We start from the raw sequence: 22761 nt of genomic DNA, 5'->3' as shown, positions 1-22761 counted from the left end.
ACGTCAGCATTCTATACACATATGCATTATAAACATACATTTCATTGTTATTTGCTCACAAGATCACGTGCTAAAAGATTACTTTAACTATTACTGTCAATATAAATAGCGTAATTGCTTGATTCAGCATAATACCCGATTAAAATAGTCGATTATTATCGTCCGCTGGAATCGCACCAAACATGCCAACTTCAAGCCAACCTTTGGCGTTAAAACCAATCACATTATTGACGCTCTATTGCATTATTTTTCTCGGATCTGCTGGTTTTTTTATTACGATCCCAGCATATGTCAGCTTATTTTTAACCGATCACTCAATCGCCATCGCACAAAATATGCCAATTGAACAACGACGAACCTTGTTTGGCACTGTAATGTCGGCGGCCCCTTTTATCTCGATGTTTTTTACGCCATTAATTGCCCGTTTTGCCGACAGTTTTAGCCGCAAATCGACAATGGTATTGTGTTTAATTATTGCTGCAATTGGCTTTGCTATGCCCATCTATGCCATTGCTGTCGGTTCAATTGCATTATTATTTGCAGGCAATATGATCAATAGCCTCGGCTCTGCAAGTCAGCCGATTGCACAAGCTATTTTGGCTGATAATAGCCAAGGAAAAACTAAAGCAACCTTAATGAGTTTAGTCGCTGTTGTTATGACAGCTGCAATGTCATTTGGCCCAGCACTAGGCAGTAAACTATCAGCAACCTATGGTACTCAAGCTCCATTTTATGCCTGCTTAATTATTGCTATTGTTTGTCTCATCTTATTGAATTTAGTGCGATTGCCGGCTCAAATGTCGTTAAATAATGAGAACCCTCTTTCTTTTATCGCACCATTAAAGCGCAGCCAAGCCGGTTTATTACCTTGCTTAGCGATTGTGTTTATTTGCCAATTTAGTTGGAGTTTATACTTTCAAAACATTGCGTTTATTTTTCCACAAAAATGGAATATTAGCGTTGAAAGTAGCTTCTACCAATATTTCATGATGGCAATTGGTGTGGTTATGATCAGCTCATTATTACTGCTTCCACGCATTATTCTCACGCGTATTAATGTGCATACGGCCTTACGTATCACCACACTTTTTGCAGCAATGGGTATGGTTCTTTTAGCTATCACACCAACACCAAATACCCATATTGCAGCGATGATATTTACTGCGGTGATGGTTGCGATTTCATTTCCGTTTTACATTACAGCATTATCAGATAGAGCCAGTGAGGCCGATCAAGGGTGGGTCATGGCACTGTCTAGTGCAATGGTAGGTTTAGCCTGGACATTAAGTGGTTATTTAACCAGTGTATTTGTAAACATTGATTTAATTCTACCAACAGCAATTGCCGCTATCGGGTATTTAATTGCAATGATTTTAGTGCCACGTAAAAAAGCGACAGTGACTGTTGCTGTTTATTAATATCTTTAACAAGGACATTGCTGATGACATCATTAGCTCGCACACTTGCTGCACATTGTTTTCATCCCGTTATTCCACCAGCACTCCAATTTGGCTGCGGATTAATCGTCGATCTTTCACCAAGTAGTGAACTTTGGAAAAATGTCACCGCAGAGCACAGCTTTGCCGATGAAATAGTCCGCCAAGCCACAGCTATTGATGCTGAAATTGTGATTGGCCGTTACGCAGAACAGCGTCTGATTTATCAAGATAAAGCTAACTTTAGTGACAGTCAAAATCGTACCGTTCATATGGGTATCGATTTGGGTGTTGCAGCGCTCACGCCAGTCTTTGCACCGCTCAACGGTACAGTACATAGCATTGCTAATCATCAAGGTGACGGGGATTATGGCCCAACGATTATTTTACGTCATCAGCTTGAAGGAATGACTTTTTTCACTCTATATGGTCACTTACATCAAGCGGCACATGCCACATTAAACATCGGCGATATTATTACCGCTGGAGAACAATTTACTGCAGTGGGCACAACAGCAGAAAATGGCGGTTGGGCCCCTCACCTACACTTACAGATCATTGAGGATATGGGAACAAATAAAGATGATTATATTGGTGTTGTCGATCCTGACGAGCTTGCGTTCTACCGTAATAACTGCCCAAACCCAAATCTGATCCTAAAACGTAGCGATCTTGATTAAAGATATTCTTAACAACAGAAAAAGTGAGCATCTTATATACTTTCAAGTCAAAGGTAACGAAGCTCTGCTCACTTTGCGTTTATTGTGTTTTACTCATACGGTATTAGCGAACCATTTTAACACTGTCTAACCAACCATAAACCGTTTCTAATGTTTCATAAGATGGCATACGATTATTACGCGCTTGAATTTGATCAACGGTATAAATATCACTTGCCCTACCATTGGCTAAATAATGCCGCTTTAAACCAATTGTGACTCTTTCTGGCATGTACATTTTATACACTAAATATTCACCTTTAATAATGCGCTGGTGATAAATAGCAACATAGTGATTTTGTTCAATACCTTCAGATTCTAATTGCTGGTAATTGCGAATTGGCACAATATTACTGTTACCAGCAAAAGGAATATCATACTCTTTGTCACAACTCGGATCTGGCACAAATTTAGCTGTTCGCTGTGCGATAAGCCAACGATCATGTAGTTGTTTCAGCTCATCATATGATGTCGCAGCATGAATACGTCGTACTGAATCAACATCAAGCACTCGGTAGCCTAATTGAAATACATCCGACAATATTTGATTAATTTGTAGTCTTTCTCGTTGCGAGGCGCTAATTAAATAAAAACCTAGTTTAGTGCCCGTCAATGTTGGCCATTGTAAATAGACTTGCAAAGTAAGCGTAGTAATAGCCTGATAATGGCGAAACAATGTAAATGGCTTCGTTTGTGGATCTAATAAGCGGTGAATAACGATCACTACCGAGCGAGTAGAAAAATCACTTTGAATACGATCAATAAACCGCAAAGCTGAACGACATGACGCTAACCCTAAATGGGCTAATATCTGTCGTTGTCCTAATTCACATAACGATACAACTTGCTCATGATCTAACGGATAACGCTCACACACTAGATAAAGCAAAATTGGTCGTTGTGATAATAAATAACGTGCTTTATCACTCATTGCCGCAATTTTTAGCATATAAACACCAAGATCAGCATATGCACGAGCTTTATCAACCAACTGTGTTGGAATGCTGTCAATCCATGCTTTACCACCTGCTAATGACTCAATATGCTCTATATAAAACGAACAACTTCCTTCTAGTAATTCACGATGACCATCAGGATAAGCACGATACATAGCAAGACCGTCACGCCAGTCATAAAATTCTAATACAAATGGAAAAAACGTTAATGTTTCATCAAATGATAAAATCAAAGGTATAGAAATATGTTCATTTTTATATTGAGTACAACAAACAGGCATGGACGTCCTTATTATTCTGTTAGCCTTAGCGAGCATTATATTAATCGTATAATGACAATATCATTTATAGTAATTAATAGGATTATCATGACTTATAAAGATGAATATTCAACTTAAAAACCATCAAGATGAGAACCTCATATCAATTTTTTATTACATAATATATCAGACGGTTTTAGTGTTTATTTATGGTTAAGTTCCCACAAAAAATCAGTCAATATTGGCTAATTTTAGCGTTCTATATTTAAGATAGCGCTCTAGGATGCAAGATTTATTATTTAAGTTCAATCATAAAATTAAGTGGTGTAAATCCCGTTTTTTGACGAAAGAAATAAATAAATGCGCTGTCATTAGCAAAATCAAGTCGATATGAAATATCTGAGATCCGCTGCCCTTGTACAAGTAATTCAATCGCAGCTAACAACCGCCATTGCTGACGCCAACTTTGGTATGGCATGCCTGTTTCTTGATTGAAAATACGGGTTATGGTTTTTGGGCTTGCACCAACAAGCTGGCTCAGCTCAGCTAAACTCGGGGCTAAAAAGTCAGGATGGTTAATATCAGCTAACCATTGCTGTAATCGTATATCGTGTGGGAGTGGTAAGTTTAGATGGCTATCAGTAGCAGAATTAAGCTCCTCTATTAATAAATTAACTGTATTTATTTGCTCATGGTTCGGTTTATCAAATGGCCAGTATGCCATTCTTTCAAGTAATGCTGCCATCAACGGATTAATATCGATGATCTTCATTGCGCGGCTAAGTTGTGGTTGCAATACTTGATCAAAATACAACGAACGATAATGGGTTACGTTGTTCATTTGGGCATTATGTAACACACCAGCAGGGATCCATGCCGCTCTCATTGGTGGTAACACACACTTAACCCCTTCTAAAGTAATTACCATACAGCCATGATGTGAGAACAATAGCTGATCTTTATTATGCCGATGCTCTCCAGAATCATGGTTACCTAAATCAGCGGCAAGTCCAATCACTAAGCCATCATATTCATCTGCACAAAACTGTTGATCTATTGTTATGTAAGCCATTTGACTATCCTTATCAATTTGTCCTTAAAGTGATATTTAACGTCCCTATGTTAATATTATACCAAATTTCAACACTATATAATTTTCCATATTGAAATAACAGTGACACCGACACTCTTGTTCATTGCATTAGATTCCAATTTTAACGTTGTGAATATAAGCATCAATAGAAGTGAGGTAATTACTGGATAAACAGGATATAGAAAATGAATATAAAAAAAATATCAACACCGTTAGCCATTGCGCTATTAATGTTTCCACAGCTTATTGAAACCATGTATAGCCCAGCATTGACATCGATTAAAAATCATTTTGCTATTAGTGCTGAAAATGCAGCTCAGGGTTTATCCATCTTCTTTATAGCTTTTGCTTTAGGTGTCGTTTTTTGGGGGACATTATGCGATATCATTGGTCGCCGTCGTTCAACGTTAGCAGGATTAGCACTGTTTATTACTGCTGCGATAGCCACTTATTTAGCGCCAAACTTTGATCTATTTTTATACGGCTTTGGTACGTGTGCATTTGGTGCTGCAGTTGGCTCAGTATGTACTCAAACAATTTTAAGAGACAGCTTTGAAGGCCCTGAATTATCGCGACTATTTTCAATTGCTGCAACATCGGTTGGTATCAGCCCTGTGCTCGGTATGATGATCGGCAGTTGGCTAACAGCCCATGGTGGTTATACTTGGGTATTCGCTGCAATGATTGTACTGATCACCCTGTTATTTATCTGGTCTAGTCTTCAGCTACCTGAAACTAAACCTGAACACATTAAACGTGATAGCTTGATCTCTGTAGCCAATAAAATGATCCGTGATAGTCATATTTGGTACATAACATTAATGATCGGATTGGCTAACGTAGCACTCTTTTCATACTACAGTATTGCGCCGTTTATGTTTGAGCAACTGGGCGCAAGTGTAAAACTCTTTGGTTATACTGGGTTTGTTTTAGCTATTGGTTCGGTATTAGGCTCACTGATTAATATGAAGCTAATTCACTATAAACTGAACGGTGATATTATTGTCTTTATCGCGATGATACTGATGGTTATCTCAGGTATCGGGGTTTACCTATTACAAGATACGATTTGGTTTTTTATTCCAATGGCTTTAGTTTCTGTCGCTTTTGGTCTTACCTTACCGAATCTATTTAGTACCGCTTTAGTCAATTACCGAAACCACCTTGGCAGCGCGGGTGCTTTATTAGGTCTATCCTATTATCTCATTATTGGTTTTGGGTTAGATTTTGCCGCATCAATAGGTAATTTAGCTATCACACTATTAACTTGTGGCGGTTGTTGTTTAGTACTGGTTATCATTAAACAACTGTTCACTAAGTTAGCACTAGCAGGTAACGCAATATAGTTATAACGGACCAGATACATTACACAATAAAATGCCGTATGCGTGGTTTACGCATACGGCATTTATGTATATATCAATAATAACGATTAAAGCGTCGCTGTTGGTAGTTCAGGCAGATGTCCACCAGCATTATGCGGGTAAATCACATACTCACCATGAAACTTAACTTTTGATTTATAGTCTGTAATTTTAAATAGCAAAATTCCATGTTGGTAGGCAATGTCAATAAATTGCTGTGCATTACCACGTACATATAAAGATAAAGGTTTAACTAACTCGTCACCGTCAGCCATTGCTTCAGCATACTGAGCACAACAAACCACTAACGATGCTTTACCATCAGTATGGTGGCTGACCTTACGGTTGACTTCATATTCATTGGTTACTAACCAATCTTGCTGTTCAAGCGCAGTATAAAACGTTGTCATCACCGCCGGTGTAATGACAGTTGATTGACCTTGCTCATTGGTTACTTTTGCGTACGTTTCAGCTAAACGCGAAAAATGCAGTTTTAGTTGTGCATTTTTACCCATCGTACGTGATTGCTGTTGCCATTCTTGCAGTGTTTTCACGACACAACGATCAAAGCTATGTTGTTTAAGTACTTTTGTTACCCAAGCGCTTAAAAAAATACTTTCACTGACAGGGTTTTTCTGTGCTTTACCTGTTGCTTGCGCTTCTTGTAAGGCGGTTAATCCACTACTAACTACTTTGTAAATTTCATTAAAAAAAATGGTCATGATTTATTTCAAACAATCCAAAAATATCAAACCACAACACAACGTCTAAGCTGTGCGTGCAAGGAACCAATAAAAACCTGCCGATAATATAGCACATGATGCCATAGTCAATGCCATTGGCCATGCATTACTGTCTGGCATTAAAGCAACCAGTCCACCAACAATCGAACCAATACCAAATCGGAACGTTCCACCTAAAGAAGAAGCTGTACCTGCCATTTGAGGATAACTTGATAATAAACATGCCATGGTATTACTACCAATAGTGGAAAGTGTACCAATAAATAACGCAACGGGAATAACCACGCCCCACAAGCCTAAATCTAACCACTGTCCTATAAGTAATAATATTCCAGCGACTAATTGAATAATCAAGCCAAAACGCAACATCCAATGTGTCCCCTTGCGCTTTACAAATCGACCATTAATGCTTGTGAATAGGATCATACAAAGAATGTTTAAGCAAAAATAATAACCAAAATTCTCGACACTAATACCGTAAATATCAATGTAAACAAATGAACCTGCAGTTAAAAACGTAAACATACCCGCAAAAGAAAATCCGCTGCAGCAAATTAAACCAAAGGCAACTGGATTTGATAATAACCGTTTGTAATTTTTAAGAATTGACGAGATATGAAATGGAATTCGTTTTTCTTTTGGCAATGTCTCTTTGATTTTAAATAGGATCGAGATCAGCACAATAACGGCAAAAATAGCTAATGCCCAAAAAACAGCGCGCCAGCCAAACCATACTGAAAGATGCCCGCCTAAAACAGGTGCAATTAACGGTGCAATCGTCATCACTAAAGTCACAAACGACATTGTTCGTGAAAACTCTTCACGTTCAAACATATCTCGCACTAAGGCACCAATAATCACCGCCGCAGCAGCACCAGCAAAGCCTTGTGCCACTCGAATAATGGTTAATTCATGAATATCGGTACTAAGCGCGCCTAAAACAGTTAATACAAAGAAACTCACCGTCCCCGCAATTAGCATCGGGCGACGACCATAACTGTCTGCTAATGGACCATGAATGAGCTGACCAAAGGCAAAACCGGCGGTATATGCTGTTAATGTTACTTGAACAGCACTTGGTGATACCAGAAAGTCTTTAGCAATACTTGGCATTGCCGGTAAATACATATCGATAGCAAAAGGAGTTAAAGCGGCAATTGCACCGAGAATGAGAATGAGCTGTAAACTCAATTTAGATGAGGCTTGTTGAGTCATAAATATTCTTTTTATAAGATAACAACGATAAGCAGGATATAATTGCTATATAAGGGACAATAAATCTATTGTACGCTAAAAAACGGTATTGATTCTTTCCTAATAGGAAATAAAAAATTTCTAACTGACCTTAAAATAAGAGAATAATAATCGTTTCAGACTGTAGGCATAAAAAAAGCATAAGCAATAATGCTTATGCTCTCTTGGTATCACATTATCACTAATAATGTTATTTCGCTAAAAATGATGCTACTTCTTCAGCCGTTAATGGTCGGTATTGACCAGGCTCTAGATCTTCATCCAATTCAACTGCGCCTACTCGCTCACGATGTAAACCAACCACACGGTTACCAACAGCAGCAAACATACGCTTCACTTGGTGATATTTACCTTCAGTGATGGTTAATACCCCTTCTCGCTCACCAACAATTTCTAATTTTGCAGGACGAGTAAGTCCATCTTCACCATTTAATTGTACGCCAGCCTCAAATTGCGCAATATTCTCCGCAACAATCGGATCAGCTGTTTCTACAAAATACACTTTCTCACACACATGGCGTGGAGAAGTAATGCGATGTGACCATTGACCATCATCAGTTAATAGCGTTAAGCCCGTTGTATCACTGTCTAAACGGCCAGCAACGTGCATTTTCTCAGGGCTAACTTCATCGAACAATACAAAAACAGTAGGATTGAAATCATCGACATGTGAACACACAAAGCCCTGTGGCTTATTCAACATGAAGTAACGGGGCCCTTGTAGACGAAGTGGACGACCGTTAAATTCTACGTCGTTATCATCACCGACAGAGAAAGAAGTACTACGAACGATTTCGCCATCAACTTCAATCATTTTGTCACGAAGAAGTTTACCGGCTTCTCTACGGGTGATACCTAAAGTGGTACTTAAGAATTTATCAAGCCTCATTGACTGGCTCCGCTACTTACAAATGGGTCGGTATTATAGGAAGCAAATCACACAGATGCATTAAAAACTTTGTTTTCCTCAACATTCACGCAGTGAGCACTTTGTTATAATGCAGCTTTAAAAATAAAAATTGTTAAACCTGATATCATTTTATCAAAAATATGAACATTTCTATGACTCTATTGTCATATATCTGCTAGATTACAAATTAAAAAAACATTCACTCTATGCAAATACAACAACTTAATTACACGTTGTAATCAATAAAGCCTTCAAAGATAAGGGTTTAAGTTAGGGACTCAGTATGAATATTTCTCTCAGCACACCAACACTTTCTTCGCTAAATAAATTTCTCCAATTAATAGATGAATTGTTTGACTATGAAGCTTTACCTCAAAAAGCGGAGCAAACAACACAGGCAGTTAAACAGTTATTAAGCAACCCACAATTAGGTCAGGCATGGTTCATTGAAGTCGAACAACATGGTATGAAGTATATCGCAGGCCATATTATCGTCAGTTATAGTTTTAGTCTTGAGCATGGCGGCAAAATTGGCTTAATCGATCAGTTCTATTTGAAACCAGAGTGGCGTCAACATGGTATAGGTACTGAATTATTACCACAGCTGGAAACGTTAGTGATTCAAGATGGCGTTAAGGCATTATCACTAGAAGTAAATATTGGTAACGCTGGAGCGCGTAATTTCTATGAAAAGCATGGATTTACACCCCGCCGCCAGTTTTGCATGATGACGAAAAATCTCACTGAATCCCACATTCCTGTTACTGCTATCCCATAGTTAGACCGAGTAATAATAATAAATCTGAATTTAAGCCTTGTTTTGACAAGGCTTTTTTCGTTATAACTAGAGCGTAACCTTACGGCTAGCGATAACTATCATTAGTTTCGCTTGCTGGTTTATATAAAGGAAAATAGAAATGCTAATAAGTATAATCGTCTTTGTGGTACTGGTTGCAATGTTATATATAGCAATGCGTAACAGCCTCATCGGTAAAAAAAATCAAGTGGCTAATGCAGAAGCAAGTATCGATGTCATGCTTAAAAAACGGTTTGATTTATTACCTAATTTAATCGAGACCACCAAAGCTTATATGAAACATGAACAATCCGTGCTTGTCGAACTCACCGCATTACGTCAACAATCACACCAAATTGAATCAGCCAATAAACCTCAGCTAGATAAACAACTTTCTACTGCTGTTTCTCACTTTAAAGTCGCAGTCGAAGCCTACCCTGAACTTAAAGCTAATCAAAATATAGAATTACTCATGCGCTCAATTAACGAAACAGAAGAGCAAATATCAGCAGCGCGACGAAGTTTTAATGCGGCAGTTACGCGCTATAACAACGGTATTGAAATGTTCCCATCAAGTATCATTGCTCAACAAATGCAGCTAACAGCATTACCATTATTTGAAATTGCTGACACCGAACGTGCCAATATTGATGCTGCGCGTTTATTTAAGCAATAGGACATGATCGCCCATGGATAGTAAGCTTACTGTACTTTATGACACGCATCTAAAGCCACAACTTGAAGCGCTTGATCATGATCGAAAAAATGTTATCAAACAATATTGGCTATCATTAGGGATTGGAATTGGCTTTCCTGCAACCGTTATCCCATTGAGTTTTATATATGATTTACAAGCCTTTGGTATTATTTTTTCGATTATTGTTGCGATTGTTATGCATCGTTTATATAGCAAGCGCTGGGATCAATATAAAAAAGATTATAAACATAAAATCGTCACTAAGCTCATTAACTCGATTGATAGCAGCTTTAGCTATAAACCAACTCAATGTATTGATAAACAAGACTACAAAAACAGTGCTCTCTTTGGACGTCAATATGATCGTTATCGCGGTGAAGATTTAATTGAAGGCCAACTAGATAAAACCCATTTACGCTTTTCTGAGCTACATACAGAGTATAAAACGCAAAGTCGCGATAATAGCGGTAAAAACCAAGATCAATGGCACACTATTTTTAAAGGGCTTTTTTTCATTGCTGATGCAAATAAGCACTTTTCTGGCCAAACAACCATTATGCCTAATAACCACAGTATTTTTTCTGCTATGGGGCAAAAGCTATCAGATATCTTCACTAATAACCAACAACAAGTTATTCTTGAAGATCCTGAATTTTCGAAACTTTTTAATGTTTATAGTAACGATCAAGTCGAAGCTCGTTATCTACTCTCACCAGCGATGGTACAACGATTGATTAATTTCAGTAATCGCTCTGAACATGCCATTGCCTTTTCATTTGTTAACGATCATCTCTATATCGCAATTTCAAGCACAAAAAACTACTTTGAGCCTAAATTATTTCAGCAGGCAGACTCTTTAGCCTTTATTGCATCGATTTATTATGATCTTCAGTTTGTGATTAATATTGTTGATGAATTGGATCTCAACACACGAATATGGACCAAACCTTAACCATCGCCGAATTTTGCCCACAACCATAAAAAAACGGAAGCTCAAGAGCTTCCGTTTTTTTAACTACTTATATTGTGACTAAACGTCTAATTTGCCAAAAATGTCGTTTCCAAAAAATATGATGTAAATTTGAAATAGACACCCCACGAGAACTAGCTGAGTTCATAAAAGCGCCATGAGAGAGATAAATACCAACATGTCGCTCATTATGGCCTGTTTTAAAGAAGACTAAATCCCCTAACCTAGCTTGATCTTTACGAACACGTCGCCCTAATTTTACCTGTCCTAACGTTGTTCTAGGCAAATCACGATGAAAAACTTGACGATACATTTTCATTACAAATGCCGAACAATCAATTCCTCGATGGCTTGAACCACCAAAATGGTAAGGCGTTCCCTTCCAGCCATAATATGCGTGAAAGATTTTATGTCTAATCAAGCGTATATGGCGCAATTCTTGTCGTTTTGTTAAGTGATGATGTTTCTTATACACATGCTTTATATGATGTGTGTGGTGTATCAAATGTCCTTGATGCTTATGTGAGTAATGACGATAAATACGAGCATGGTGCACTTTCGTATGAGCTGTCGTTTTTGTTGTCGAAGCTGCGGCATACCATGATAAAAATGCCGATAAAATAATAATAATTCTAAAAATATAAAGCATTGGTAGTAATTTTTTAATTATAAGTAAAAATCATAGCTAAGTTACAATGTAACATTATTATTAATGACTATATTACTATATTTGTGCAATATATAAATTCAATAACAACACATTGAACTACGCTAAGTAGCTGAATATCTTCTTGACAGTTCACATTATGATATTTTTTATCACTCATAATATAAATGACACATTAATCTACTAGCCTAGCGGTCTCAACACATACCAATTAGGAATAGATTTAACCAATGCGCAATTCGTTTTCTATCGCTTCTCTGCTATTAGTACTAAGTAGTTCTTCTGCATTTGCCGCAGACACTCATTGCAATGTAAAACACTATGAGATGGGACTGCGCTATCAACAGCAATCAGCTGAAATTATGGCACTACAATTACAGACTTATAAGTTTGCTCAACAACAGCTTAATGAGAACTTAACCCAAATAAAAACAAATAAAAAAAAGGCTATTATTATCGACCTTGACGAAACGGTATTAGATAACACTCCACTACTTGTCAAAGATCTCAATAAATGTCACGACTATACAGAATGGGATACTTGGGCTGATTGGGAAAAAAATGGCAAACCGCACCTAATTCCTGGCGCTAAAGACTTTCTTAACTTTGTAAATAATCAACACGTCGCTATATTTTATGTTTCTGATCGAAGCCAAGTAAACAAGCAGGCAACCATCAATACACTTAATCGCTTAGGTCTGCCACAAGTAAATAGTGATCATGTCTTATTGGCCAATAAATCAAAACAGCTACGCCGAGAAGATATCAACCGACAATATCAAGTCATCATGTTATTAGGCGATAGCTTAGCTGACTTTGCGGCTGAGTTTAAAACGCCAAAGCCAACCACAGAACAACGTAAGCTGGTTGTTCAGCAACAGCACCACTTTGGCACTCAATGGATTGTGATGCCAAACAGCAGTTATGGTTCATGGTCACAAAGCCAACTGAAAAGCGAATAACATTAAATGGCGCAATAACTTCTTCTATTGCGCCTTATCTTCCATAATATAAAAACTTACGTTTCTTGATTTTATATGTTTAAGACTAAATCAGTCGCAATTTCTTGCACCGTTTTATTCATTTGCTGAGTATTATTAGTATTTAGATTTTTCATATTAATATTTGATTCAGTCGCTTCAAATATAATAGCTTGATAACGTGCATTACGAACTTGAGTCATGTCAACAATAGCAACGATACGATCATTACTGTTATTTAAAATAGGCAAGTTAAAATGACCGTCAGCATCAATATCAACAGTTATCGCAAATCTAACGAAAGCATCATAAGCTAAATGCTGTTGTTTAATCTTAAATGTATGTAGTATTGTCGCTTTATTATTAATAAGATACTGTTTTAACAAATATTTATCTCTTAAAGCTGCACCATTAGTCTCACTCTTTGCTAATGATGATAAGGCTTCTTTAGCCACAGTATTCCAACCAGTTTGGTTATATTGATTATTTTTCATCACCGTTTGTAACTGTTGGATCTGTGCAGAATGAATATCAACCAACGGTGTATCAATTAGCTTATTAATCATTCCAATATAATGATTAACCGAATTAAATGGATCAGTTGTACTTATTGCTTCTAATTTTTTAATTTGCAGTTGATGTAATACATATATTTTTGCACCATCAAAGTTTGCCTCTTTATTATTTAAGAAACTATTATGGTTTAATGTATTTTCTTTATTACATCCAACTATAAGTATTAAGAGTGAAAATATTAAGCATGACCGCTTTATTCTTTTATTTAAAAAGTCCATTTATGTATTCTACAAAACATAATTTATATCAATATGTTACTATGTTCTCATTAAATAAAGCAACTAATTACTTATTGTTATGATCCTCTTCTATTATTCAACATGATAAAATCAACCAAGTGACTTGCTAAACCACTGGTTAAATGTACACTAGTTAAAGTTTATTTGTAGCAGATTTACAATATGTATACTTTACGCCCTTACCAACAAGATAGTGTTAACGCCACCCTACATTATTTTCGTAAACATAACTCTCCCGCCGTACTTGCATTACCAACAGGGGCTGGTAAAAGTCTAGTCGTTGCTGAATTAGCCCGTATTGCTCGCGGCCGCGTTTTAGTGCTAACTCATGTAAAAGAATTAGTTGAACAAAACCACGCAAAGTATGAAAGTTATGGTCTTAAAGCCGCTATTTTTTCTGCAGGTTTAGGCCGAAAAGAAACCGATCAGCAGGTCGTTTTTGCTTCGGTACAATCAATGGCAAATAGCCTCGATAAATTTAAAGAACAATTCTCTTTATTAGTTATCGATGAATGTCATCGCGTGCCTGATGATGAAAACAGTGCTTATCGTAAAGTCATTAAACACGTACAAACTGTCAATCCCAACATCAAAGTGCTTGGACTAACAGCCACACCTTATCGATTAGGCATGGGCTGGATTTACAAATACCACACTCGAGGCCAGGTCAAAACAGAATCAGAACGTTTTTTTCGTGATTGTATTTTCGAATTACCTATCCGCTATTTACTGGATGAAGGCTTTTTAACTGAACCAAAAGTTATGGATATGGCTGTATTAGGCTATGATTTTTCATCACTAACACCGTCAAATACAGGTCATTATAAAGAAGCAGATCTTGATAGTGTAATAGAACAATCAGGTCGCGCAACACCAATGATCATCGATCAAGTAATTGATTATGCAAAAGATCGTCGTGGGATCATGATTTTTGCTTCAACTGTTAATCATGCTCAAGAAATCATGGGATACCTTGCTCATGAAAATGCGGCACTTGTCATTGGTGATACACCTCTTGATGAACGAGATCGAATCATTAATGCTTTTAAAGCACAAAAAATCAAATACTTGGTTAACGTATCTGTATTAACAACCGGGTTTGACGCACCTCATGTCGATTTAATCGCCGTGCTACGCCCGACAGAATCAATTAGCCTTTATCAACAAATCGTTGGCCGTGGTTTGCGCTTATTTGAAGGTAAAAAAGACTGCCTGATTCTTGAATATGCGGGTAACTGTTACGATCTCTACCAACCAGAAGTTGGCGATCCTAAACCCAATAGCGACAGTGAAGTGGTGATGGTTCCCTGCCCTGCCTGCGGTTTCAATAACAGTTTTTGGGGCAAACTTGATCCTGCGGGTTTTCTAGTTGAGCACTACGGTCGTCGTTGTCAAGGCTATTTTGAAGATGATGACACTGGCGAGCGTGAAGAATGTGGTTACCGTTTCCGCGCTAAATATTGTGAAGAATGCGGCGCTGATAACGACATTGCTGCTCGGCGTTGCCATCAATGTGATGCTGTCATGGTGGATCCTGATAAGAAACTACGTGAAGCGTTAAAACTGAAAGACGCTATGATCATGAAGTGCACCGACATGCGCCTAGAGCCAGGTAAAAACAAGTTTGGTAAACCACAACTTAAAGTGGTTTATATTGGCGATGAAGGCAACGAGATTAACGAGATTTGGCAGTTATCAACCAAAACCCAAAAGAATGATTTTCTAACTAAGTTTATTAATCCGCACTTAGTCGATAGACACCGTCCATTTACTGATACAGCTCCGACAAAAGTGGCAAATAATGAACATCGATTACGACCACCAGAAGTTATTATTGCCCGCAAAAGTGGCCGCTTCTGGGCGATTCGAGATAAGTTGTTCGATTTGGATCAGTACCAGAAATAAGCAATACTATCATTCAAAACACAATAAGAGATGTTACTCGTTAGCCTCTCTTATTTTACTTAACGCTGCTTTATCATTTATCTTTTGTAAATATTAAACAATTTGCATTTTCTTTATCGTTCAATAAATCATCACAACTTGCTTTAGATAGGCGCTGTATACATGTAACAGCATCATCATGAATATCGGGGTTGTGCTCTATATAATGATGGTAATGGCTTTTCATCGAATCGCACTTTTTATCAAATGCAGTGATAATTAACGACTTCTCTTTATCATTAATTTTTTGTTTCTTGCCTAAATGTTCAATGGTGCACTTTTTTAAATTATCACACATAGCGGTAATTGCATTATCCATCGGTTTTTCTGCAAACACTTGCAAAGATCCCAACATTAGCACAGAGATAAGCGATATTTTTAACATATAAACCTCTAGCATTAATCTGAATAATTACAGTCTAGACGCTTATTCTTATGATTTACGCTTATCTTGTAAAAAGATTTATAAAAAGATTTTGGACAGCCATATATTTAAACTAACCCATAAGAAATAAACCATTCCACCAGCAACAAACGCTTTTACTGTAAAAATTCCCACTTCTTAATATAATTTATTGGTTGAAATGCAATTTATAATTCTTTTAGATTTACTTTAGCCGCTCCACCCAGCGTGGGAACTCATTCAAGTAAATCATGGTTGCACCTGATCCTTTGGTTGATACATCATAGATTTTATTATCAACCACAACACTCATTTTATGGGCATTTTTGATTATACTCATTACGTTTATATCAAGCTGTGAATCACTGATAAAATTGTTATCAACAATTAACTTTGCATCTTTACCATCAACATCATAAGTTAGCCAACCTGTGGCTTCATTCGCCTCAAAAGTCAGTATTTTCCGCGTAGCTGTTACTTCCACATACGCCATTTTGCCAACATAACTTCCTGAGCCTTGTGGATATGATTGAACAACCGTGTAATCACCAAAGGTTTTAATTGTCGATATATCCCAATCTTTATCATCATCGCAATGAGGCAGATTAATCATATGACGAAGCTTATCGGTTAATAACCAAATTCCACAGCGATCACCTTTAAAGTAAAAGTAATTATTTTTAATTCCAATATCTTCAAGATCAATATTTGGAAAATTTATTTCAGAACAGTCATTACCGTTAAGCGCATAAAGGTAGGTACTACAGCCTCGAGAACCACAGTACATGGATGAGGAATGTTGCACAGCTAAATAATGTCTACCATTTATATCAAACGACCATTGATATAAAGAAGGCTCAACTGTTGTTAGCTTCTCTTTAATCGCTTGATTGGTTTCTTTTATAAACGCATTGGCTGATTTTTTAATTAATGGACAAAGGTTATGCGCTTGCTTTAAATCAAGAATTGTTGGACTAACCCAAGTAATATCATTATTGGCAGCAGTTGCACTTTTAATAGAAAATAGCAATGCTGCACAACAACATAATCTAACGACTGTTCTGTTTTTCATTATTAATTCTTAGTTATTATGTGTGATTTTAGAAAGTCATCAATAGCAACAAATAATCAATAAAATGTTAGGTATTTGCTACAATCCACCAAGAGTTTTCTTAATGGATTGAGTTTTATATATAATATCAATCTAAGCAACTTGGTAATTATCACCTTTTATTCCTAAATTACCTAATTTTACTTGTTCTGATAGTATCGCTTCAGTCCTTATTTTCATTGCTTTACTCGTACAAGAAAAACCTAAAACTTCTGTAATAGATTTGACTAGATCATCACTTGATATTGTAAAGCAATCCTCAACTGTATCTCGTGCAGCCTTCACTATTTCACCATTATAAATGAAGTCATATTTGCGTTCATTTGATGGTAATTCAAATCGATTACGAACAATAATATCATTTTGACTTTTAGCAATAATGAATTCACCATCTAGTTTGACTTTATTTTGCCTGTTAAGTAAACCTATACTATCTAAAATCGCTCTGTTAATACGAGCACCACTTCGCGAGCATCCAACTGCAGATAAAAGTCGAACACTTAGAAGCTTAACGTGAATGGGCGACTCAAATTGTACAATTTTTAAAATATCTTCTGCTAACAATGACGTTTGTATCTCAGGGATTATATCACCAACTCGTAGACTTAAATTTTCAAGTGGGAATACTTGATAAACAGCTGCTGATAACTGATACTGATGCTCAACCTCTACTCTTTCAATTGCAGCTTTTGGATTTAATTTTATCTTTTCTTCTATCTCTGGTTCTGAGTCATAAACCTTGTAATATGCAATAGCTGACTTTATAGCATCATCTAATCTCTCAGTTTCTTTATAACGGTTTCGAAACCAATCTGTACTCCAGATACGATGGAATCGCCACCCAAGTCCTTCTAGTACACTCTGACGGATACGGTCTCTATCTCGAGCACTCTTAGAGCTGTGATATGTAGCTCCGTCGCATTCGACTGCAAGCATATAACGACCCGGTTTATTCGGATCTCTCACTGCAATATCAATATAGAAACCTGCACAACCTACCTGCGGTTGAACTTGATAGCCTAGAGACTGAATTGATGAAATAACTTCCTCCTCAAATGGTGAATCTGGTCCTTTACCTGTTTCTTCTCTCTTAACCAAATCACCAGTTTCCGCATAATGTAAAAAGTTTTTTAGAGCTCGAACACCAAAAGGTGATGCGTCTGTAGTTAACATCTCATCTCCTTTAAAGTTGCTAAAAACCTCCATACACATACGTGCACGTGAAATTAAAACATTCAGTCTTCGCTCACCACCATCACTATTAAGCGGACCAAAACTCATAGGTAAACGCCCCTCAGCCGTCTTACCATAACCAATGCTAATAAAAATAGTATCGCGCTCATCGCCCTGTACATTTTCTAAATTTTTAACGAAGAAATCTTCGCCTTCATCATGATCTCCAAAAAAGTACTCTAAGTCTGTATTTGCCTTTCTTAGTCGTTCAACTTCAAGAAGGATTGCATCACGTTGTGCACTACTAAATGCAACGACACCTAAAGTTTGATTTGGTCTTTCCGTAGCGTGCTTTATAACAGCTTCAGCAACTGCAGTAGCTTCACCTTTATTAGTTCTTGAACCACCACGATCATATGAAGTATTCTGCAAACAATTAAAGCTTAAACCTTTTGCATGAGGGTTGAGACCTGACGAAGGGAAAATCATTAGCTTATTATCATAAAATTCTTGGTTAGATACAGCAATCAATGATTCATGGCGACTACGATAGTGCCATTTCAACATTTTTTCTGGCGTTCCAGATGCTAAGAACATCCCCAGTATACTTTCTATATCAGCAGTTAAACTTTCTTCTGCATCTTCATCGTCCAATATTAATTGCTTACCAAAGAAACTAGTTGGCGGCATCTGTTTAGTGTCACCCACAACGATAATTTGTTTACCTCGCAATATAGCCCCAAGTGCATCCGCAACTTTAACCTGTGATGCCTCATCAAAGATAACCAAATCAAAATCAACAACCCCCGGTTCTAAATAAGTAGCAATAGACATTGGACTCATCATAAACACAGGTTTAATTTGTTGGATAACTCGACCTGATTTATTGATTAGACGCCTAATCGGCATTTGGCGACGTTTCTTATTGAACTCACGTCTTAAAGTTTCTACTTCACCTCTTGCTGATGGGTTAGGCAAATTGTCATAAAGCTTTTTCACCAAAGTTTCTTGAGAAAAATGGAATAGTTGACCATCAATAGTTCTAAATTGTTCAATCTGTTTTTCATGCTCTACACGATCAAAATAACGAATTTCATCTCTCGTATCATATTGGTGTTCAACCAACGTGCTGTAAAAAGTAAATTTGAAACAGTCACGAATCAACGTAGGAACATCATCCCAAGAAAATGCTCTTTGATGCCATTCAGAAAGTCCTATTTTATCAAGTTCACCTTCTAGGCGATTAAAACGAGTTAAAGGATAAAACTTTAGAATATCAACACTATAAACATCAACATCATCACACGATAGTGCATCACATCGTTCAGTGAAATTAGCGAGGTCTAGCTGTAATAATGAGGCGCATTCACTAAGCATATCATAGCGTTTACTAACTAACTCTTTTACTTGGTCGAGTGCGACTTTAGAAAATGTAATTTCTTTTGACGGATCTAAATAATGCACTACGCTAGTATCAAGTGAACCCGATTTAACTCCTGCATGGCATTTATTAACCCATTGAAGCGGCTTTAAAATTGCTTTCCAATCAGTACTTTCATTTTTGAAGTGACTACCAATCATATCAATTGCTAATTGAGCCGAGTCTATAAAATTCTTTTGAATACCTCGATATTCCAAAACCTTATCAATTTTTTTAATCCACTCACTAGCACCACCTACCAAGCCATTTTTGCACATTCCCGCATAGCTACTTTTTGCCCTTCTATAATCACCAGATAAAAATCTCCACCATTTGGAACCTATAGTAAGAAATGGAGAACGAATAGGAATCCAATCATAGTCCAAAGCGTTATCAACAAAGTGAGTAGTTAATTCAAGTTTTTGGTCTTGAAGCATCGCGCCTTGAAGAGCAAAATCTAGTATCACATCACCTTTAGACTCCCAAGCAGAGGAGCTAACATCGACACTTTCAAGTTCAGGCCTTTCTGCAATAAGAGATAAACTATCCACAACCATAATACAGTCAGCATAATTAGCTATAGGTGCAACGTAACCAGCTTGTGAATGAAGTATCCTAACTTGAGTTACAATCTCTGTCTGTATACTTTTTAACTCTGAAGCTAGCTTTTGGGCTAATTTATCAACAGCAGGTGAATAATCCGTTAGACATGTTGATGAAAAAATATTGAGATTTGGCGCATTATGTTCACTTAAATAGTCAACTATTTCCATTATCTTCGCTAAGGAAAAGGTATAATGGTTCTTATCCCATATGTTCAAATCAAATTCAGTATGAGGCAAATCATCTATATTCGTTGAAGAATCGATAATAATACGTTCAAGTTGTGATTTGTAGCCTAAAGCATCATGATAGCTCACTCCTGTATTGGCAATGCTTTTATTAATCGACAGTGAATAATCATCAAGTTTATTGCGCAGAGAAACTAAGCGTTCTACGTCTCCACTTCGTTCTGGTGTGACAGGAGCATGTTGCATTAGCGTGCTTTCTAAAGTAGAAAGAACAGACTTTCTGTTCGCTTTATGAGAATGCAACTCTAAAACCGAATCACCTATATAGCAATTATCAAGTCGGCGCTTTACTACATCTAGAGCAGCCATTTTTTCCGCGACAAACAATACTTTTTTATTATCAGCAATAGCCTGAGAAATTATGTTTGTGATTGTTTGTGACTTACCTGTACCAGGAGGCCCCTGAATTACAAGATTTACTCCTGATTTTGAAGCTAAAACAGCTTCTGTTTGGCTTGAATCCGAATCTAAAACAAGTTGTATATCTTCTACACGATTGACATCCATAGGTGTTGTATCAAGCAACGATGAATCCCTTTCAAACCCTTCGGTAAACAACTTTTGAATTAGAGTATTTTCAGAGGGTTTCTTTCCTTCAGGCCAAACGTCATCTGATAAATCTTGATACATCTGAAACTTACCAAAAGAGAAAAAACTCAATACGATTTTATTGCTCTCAATAGACCAACGTTTTTCTCTTGAAATGGCTGTAGTGACTAAATCTAAGTAGCCTTGAAAATCGTAACCACCTTCTCCCTCTTCAAAATCAGGCAGAATAATACCAAACTCCATTTTAAGTTTAGCTGCAAGGGTTAGATTTGTTTCTAATTCTGATTCAGTATAACGAATCTTGTATGAGTCCCCCGCATCAGCTCGAAATATTTCGACTGGAATAAGAACTAAAGGGGCATATCTACTCTTATCTGAGTTATCATCTTCAAACCACTTTACAAAGCCCATTGCAAGATACAAAAGGCTAACGCCTTGTTCCTGAACAAACGTAGTCGCTTCTGAGCTTAATTTTAACAAACGAGTATCAAGTACCTTCCTGAATAACTGAGTTTGTAAGAATTTGTCTGAATGCCGTTTATTTCCATTTTTATATTCAAGATGGCGGGTCAAATCAATTAAAGATATCGACTTACTATCCTCCGTATCCAGAGACTCAGGAATAGGAAGAAATGACATTGTCTTTAACTCTCCTACCAAATATTCAAATACTTGATCAGATTTTTCATCAACAATATCTAGAACTTTAGCACCCTTGCCCACATTAAGTAATGTATTCCCTCTAAGCCCCATATCAAGGAGCTCTTGACGACTTTTATCAAAAAGATCTTTAATATTTGAGTTCATCTTTAAATTAAAACCTTATATTGCTAACTGTATTTAATAATAATATTTAAATTACACATATTTGTTCTATCAAAAATAGCTTATGTAATCCTTTTTATTTATCAATATTCGCATCTGACATTGACAATTAATGCAAAACCCATGCCGAAAACTATATTTGAATTGATCAATGGAGTTCAACTATTTCATTTACTCATCAAAAAACAATTAAAAGTTAATATTTACCACTTTTAATCACAGGTTAATTTATAAAATCATTATACCAGCCTATAGATATAGAACTATGATAACAGTAACATTTCGCCACCATTAAACGTAAAGAGATAAAAGATAACACTTAATGTTAATATCAAATAAACATACGATTTAAAAGAATAAGAACAAAGAAACACATACAAATAAGCATTTAATTTCCTAAAACAATCATAGACTTAAAAAAAACCATTAATTATGGTTAAACATCAATTAAAATGACGTAAATCTCGTTAATATGGAAAAGGTATTTTCACGTACAGTACTTTTATTTTTTTCCATTTACACAATAAGATTTTTTAAGTTAAAAACTAAATCACTAAATAGTTCTGCTGATACTTTAAAGTCTTTATTATCAATAACAGTACTTTCCTTATGAGTATTCAAAATAAGACTAGTAACATTTACATTAACCTAAAAAACGCTGTTATAAACTGCGACTGGTGTTGATTTTTAGTCACTATAAAATACTCCGAAATTGCATTAATAATCCAAATCATTGAAAAATAATTACAATTCAATATTGTTCATTGAAAACAAATTATGAAAGTTTTAGCTTAGTAAACAATTATATTTTCTATACTCCCCCTG

Annotated in this window: 18 protein-coding genes; 8 read left to right on the top strand and 10 right to left on the bottom strand. The window is 36.5% G+C overall.

What is annotated here, in order from left to right; all coding sequences use genetic code 11:
- The first annotated feature begins 182 nt into the window (after positions 1–182).
- The gene (locus PMAL9190_RS00735) at positions 183–1418 is read left to right on the top strand and encodes an MFS transporter (protein WP_087843470.1); all 1236 of its coding nucleotides are present in this window, start codon (positions 183–185) and stop codon (positions 1416–1418) included.
- A 23-nt stretch (positions 1419–1441) separates the two neighbouring features.
- A complete protein-coding gene (locus tag PMAL9190_RS00730; RefSeq protein ID WP_087843469.1) occupies positions 1442–2116 on the top strand; it encodes a peptidoglycan DD-metalloendopeptidase family protein in 675 nt (224 codons plus the stop codon).
- Between the two features lie 103 nt (positions 2117–2219).
- Here the strand turns inward: PMAL9190_RS00730 and PMAL9190_RS00725 are convergent, their stop codons facing one another.
- Positions 2220–3392, bottom strand: coding sequence for a PcfJ domain-containing protein (locus PMAL9190_RS00725; protein ID WP_087843468.1), 1173 nt, complete (start codon positions 3390–3392; stop codon positions 2220–2222).
- Between the two features lie 274 nt (positions 3393–3666).
- Entirely contained in the window at positions 3667–4443 is a 777-nt protein-coding gene (locus PMAL9190_RS00720) for an AraC family transcriptional regulator (protein ID WP_087843467.1), read from the bottom strand.
- A 206-nt stretch (positions 4444–4649) separates the two neighbouring features.
- Here PMAL9190_RS00720 and PMAL9190_RS00715 point away from each other — a divergent pair, with 206 nt between their 5' ends.
- A complete protein-coding gene (locus tag PMAL9190_RS00715) occupies positions 4650–5810 on the top strand; it encodes an MFS transporter (protein ID WP_087843466.1) in 1161 nt (386 codons plus the stop codon).
- 86 nt (positions 5811–5896) lie between these two features.
- Here PMAL9190_RS00715 and PMAL9190_RS00710 read toward each other — a convergent pair whose 3' ends face one another.
- The 3 genes from PMAL9190_RS00710 to rsuA all read right to left on the bottom strand — a co-directional run bounded on the left by PMAL9190_RS00710 (position 5897) and on the right by rsuA (position 8714).
- Complete coding sequence (locus tag PMAL9190_RS00710; RefSeq protein ID WP_087843465.1) at positions 5897–6550, bottom strand: DUF2913 family protein; 654 nt, start codon at positions 6548–6550, stop codon at positions 5897–5899.
- A gap of 45 nt (positions 6551–6595) precedes the next feature.
- Positions 6596–7786: a Bcr/CflA family multidrug efflux MFS transporter gene (locus PMAL9190_RS00705; RefSeq protein WP_087843464.1), complete on the bottom strand. Its 1191-nt coding sequence runs from the start codon at positions 7784–7786 to the stop codon at positions 6596–6598.
- Between the two features lie 229 nt (positions 7787–8015).
- Positions 8016–8714, bottom strand: a complete 699-nt coding sequence (gene rsuA / locus PMAL9190_RS00700; RefSeq protein WP_087843463.1) for a 16S rRNA pseudouridine(516) synthase RsuA — start codon at positions 8712–8714, stop codon at positions 8016–8018.
- Between the two features lie 304 nt (positions 8715–9018).
- Here rsuA and PMAL9190_RS00695 point away from each other — a divergent pair, with 304 nt between their 5' ends.
- The 3 genes from PMAL9190_RS00695 (at position 9019) to PMAL9190_RS00685 (ending at position 11180) form a co-directional block, all read left to right on the top strand.
- A complete protein-coding gene (locus PMAL9190_RS00695; RefSeq protein ID WP_087843462.1) occupies positions 9019–9513 on the top strand; it encodes a GNAT family N-acetyltransferase in 495 nt (164 codons plus the stop codon).
- Positions 9514–9652: 139 nt separating this feature from the next.
- Positions 9653–10207 carry a LemA family protein gene (locus tag PMAL9190_RS00690; RefSeq protein ID WP_235004249.1) on the top strand — a complete coding sequence of 185 codons (555 nt, stop codon included), beginning with the start codon at positions 9653–9655 and terminating at the stop codon, positions 10205–10207.
- Positions 10208–10220: 13 nt separating this feature from the next.
- On the top strand, positions 10221–11180 hold the full coding sequence (locus tag PMAL9190_RS00685) for a DUF3137 domain-containing protein (RefSeq protein WP_087843460.1): 960 nt from the start codon (positions 10221–10223) through the stop codon (positions 11178–11180).
- A gap of 67 nt (positions 11181–11247) precedes the next feature.
- Here PMAL9190_RS00685 and PMAL9190_RS00680 read toward each other — a convergent pair whose 3' ends face one another.
- Positions 11248–11847, bottom strand: a complete 600-nt coding sequence (locus tag PMAL9190_RS00680) for an NlpC/P60 family protein (protein ID WP_087843459.1) — start codon at positions 11845–11847, stop codon at positions 11248–11250.
- Positions 11848–12095: 248 nt separating this feature from the next.
- Here PMAL9190_RS00680 and PMAL9190_RS00675 point away from each other — a divergent pair, with 248 nt between their 5' ends.
- On the top strand, positions 12096–12827 hold the full coding sequence (locus PMAL9190_RS00675) for a 5'-nucleotidase, lipoprotein e(P4) family (protein WP_087843458.1): 732 nt from the start codon (positions 12096–12098) through the stop codon (positions 12825–12827).
- Positions 12828–12898: 71 nt separating this feature from the next.
- Here PMAL9190_RS00675 and PMAL9190_RS00670 read toward each other — a convergent pair whose 3' ends face one another.
- Entirely contained in the window at positions 12899–13639 is a 741-nt protein-coding gene (locus tag PMAL9190_RS00670) for a hypothetical protein (RefSeq protein WP_087843457.1), read from the bottom strand.
- 183 nt (positions 13640–13822) lie between these two features.
- On the opposite strand from PMAL9190_RS00670, the gene radD reads away from it, so the two are divergent.
- Positions 13823–15565 carry a DNA repair helicase RadD gene (gene radD, locus PMAL9190_RS00665; protein WP_087843456.1) on the top strand — a complete coding sequence of 581 codons (1743 nt, stop codon included), beginning with the start codon at positions 13823–13825 and terminating at the stop codon, positions 15563–15565.
- 73 nt (positions 15566–15638) lie between these two features.
- Here radD and PMAL9190_RS00660 read toward each other — a convergent pair whose 3' ends face one another.
- From PMAL9190_RS00660 to PMAL9190_RS00650, 3 genes are all read right to left on the bottom strand, one after another.
- Positions 15639–15989 (bottom strand): hypothetical protein, encoded by a 351-nt coding sequence (locus PMAL9190_RS00660; RefSeq protein ID WP_087843455.1) that lies wholly within the window; start codon positions 15987–15989, stop codon positions 15639–15641.
- 223 nt (positions 15990–16212) lie between these two features.
- Positions 16213–17079, bottom strand: coding sequence for a hypothetical protein (locus PMAL9190_RS00655; protein WP_087843454.1), 867 nt, complete (start codon positions 17077–17079; stop codon positions 16213–16215).
- A gap of 132 nt (positions 17080–17211) precedes the next feature.
- On the bottom strand, positions 17212–21918 hold the full coding sequence (locus tag PMAL9190_RS00650; RefSeq protein ID WP_087843453.1) for a DUF3320 domain-containing protein: 4707 nt from the start codon (positions 21916–21918) through the stop codon (positions 17212–17214).
- Positions 21919–22761 lie beyond the last annotated feature (843 nt).

Origin of the sequence: Photobacterium malacitanum (assembly GCF_900185615.1) — a bacterium.
Lineage (GTDB): Bacteria > Pseudomonadota > Gammaproteobacteria > Enterobacterales > Vibrionaceae > Photobacterium > Photobacterium malacitanum.
This window is presented reverse-complemented; position numbering and strand designations above follow the sequence as displayed.

Coding starts and splice junctions, on each gene's coding strand:
- PMAL9190_RS00670 (WP_087843457.1), bottom strand. CDS start 13,639: ATGGACTTTTTAAATAAAAGAATAAAGCGGTCATGCTTAATATTTTCA.
- PMAL9190_RS00705 (WP_087843464.1), bottom strand. CDS start 7,786: ATGACTCAACAAGCCTCATCTAAATTGAGTTTACAGCTCATTCTCATT.
- PMAL9190_RS00730 (WP_087843469.1), top strand. CDS start 1,442: ATGACATCATTAGCTCGCACACTTGCTGCACATTGTTTTCATCCCGTT.
- PMAL9190_RS00695 (WP_087843462.1), top strand. CDS start 9,019: ATGAATATTTCTCTCAGCACACCAACACTTTCTTCGCTAAATAAATTT.
- PMAL9190_RS00735 (WP_087843470.1), top strand. CDS start 183: ATGCCAACTTCAAGCCAACCTTTGGCGTTAAAACCAATCACATTATTG.
- PMAL9190_RS00660 (WP_087843455.1), bottom strand. CDS start 15,989: ATGTTAAAAATATCGCTTATCTCTGTGCTAATGTTGGGATCTTTGCAA.
- PMAL9190_RS00725 (WP_087843468.1), bottom strand. CDS start 3,392: ATGCCTGTTTGTTGTACTCAATATAAAAATGAACATATTTCTATACCT.
- PMAL9190_RS00675 (WP_087843458.1), top strand. CDS start 12,096: ATGCGCAATTCGTTTTCTATCGCTTCTCTGCTATTAGTACTAAGTAGT.
- rsuA (WP_087843463.1), bottom strand. CDS start 8,714: ATGAGGCTTGATAAATTCTTAAGTACCACTTTAGGTATCACCCGTAGA.
- PMAL9190_RS00650 (WP_087843453.1), bottom strand. CDS start 21,918: ATGAACTCAAATATTAAAGATCTTTTTGATAAAAGTCGTCAAGAGCTC.
- PMAL9190_RS00680 (WP_087843459.1), bottom strand. CDS start 11,847: ATGCTTTATATTTTTAGAATTATTATTATTTTATCGGCATTTTTATCA.
- PMAL9190_RS00720 (WP_087843467.1), bottom strand. CDS start 4,443: ATGGCTTACATAACAATAGATCAACAGTTTTGTGCAGATGAATATGAT.
- PMAL9190_RS00685 (WP_087843460.1), top strand. CDS start 10,221: ATGGATAGTAAGCTTACTGTACTTTATGACACGCATCTAAAGCCACAA.
- radD (WP_087843456.1), top strand. CDS start 13,823: ATGTATACTTTACGCCCTTACCAACAAGATAGTGTTAACGCCACCCTA.
- PMAL9190_RS00655 (WP_087843454.1), bottom strand. CDS start 17,079: ATGAAAAACAGAACAGTCGTTAGATTATGTTGTTGTGCAGCATTGCTA.
- PMAL9190_RS00715 (WP_087843466.1), top strand. CDS start 4,650: ATGAATATAAAAAAAATATCAACACCGTTAGCCATTGCGCTATTAATG.
- PMAL9190_RS00690 (WP_235004249.1), top strand. CDS start 9,653: ATGCTAATAAGTATAATCGTCTTTGTGGTACTGGTTGCAATGTTATAT.
- PMAL9190_RS00710 (WP_087843465.1), bottom strand. CDS start 6,550: ATGACCATTTTTTTTAATGAAATTTACAAAGTAGTTAGTAGTGGATTA.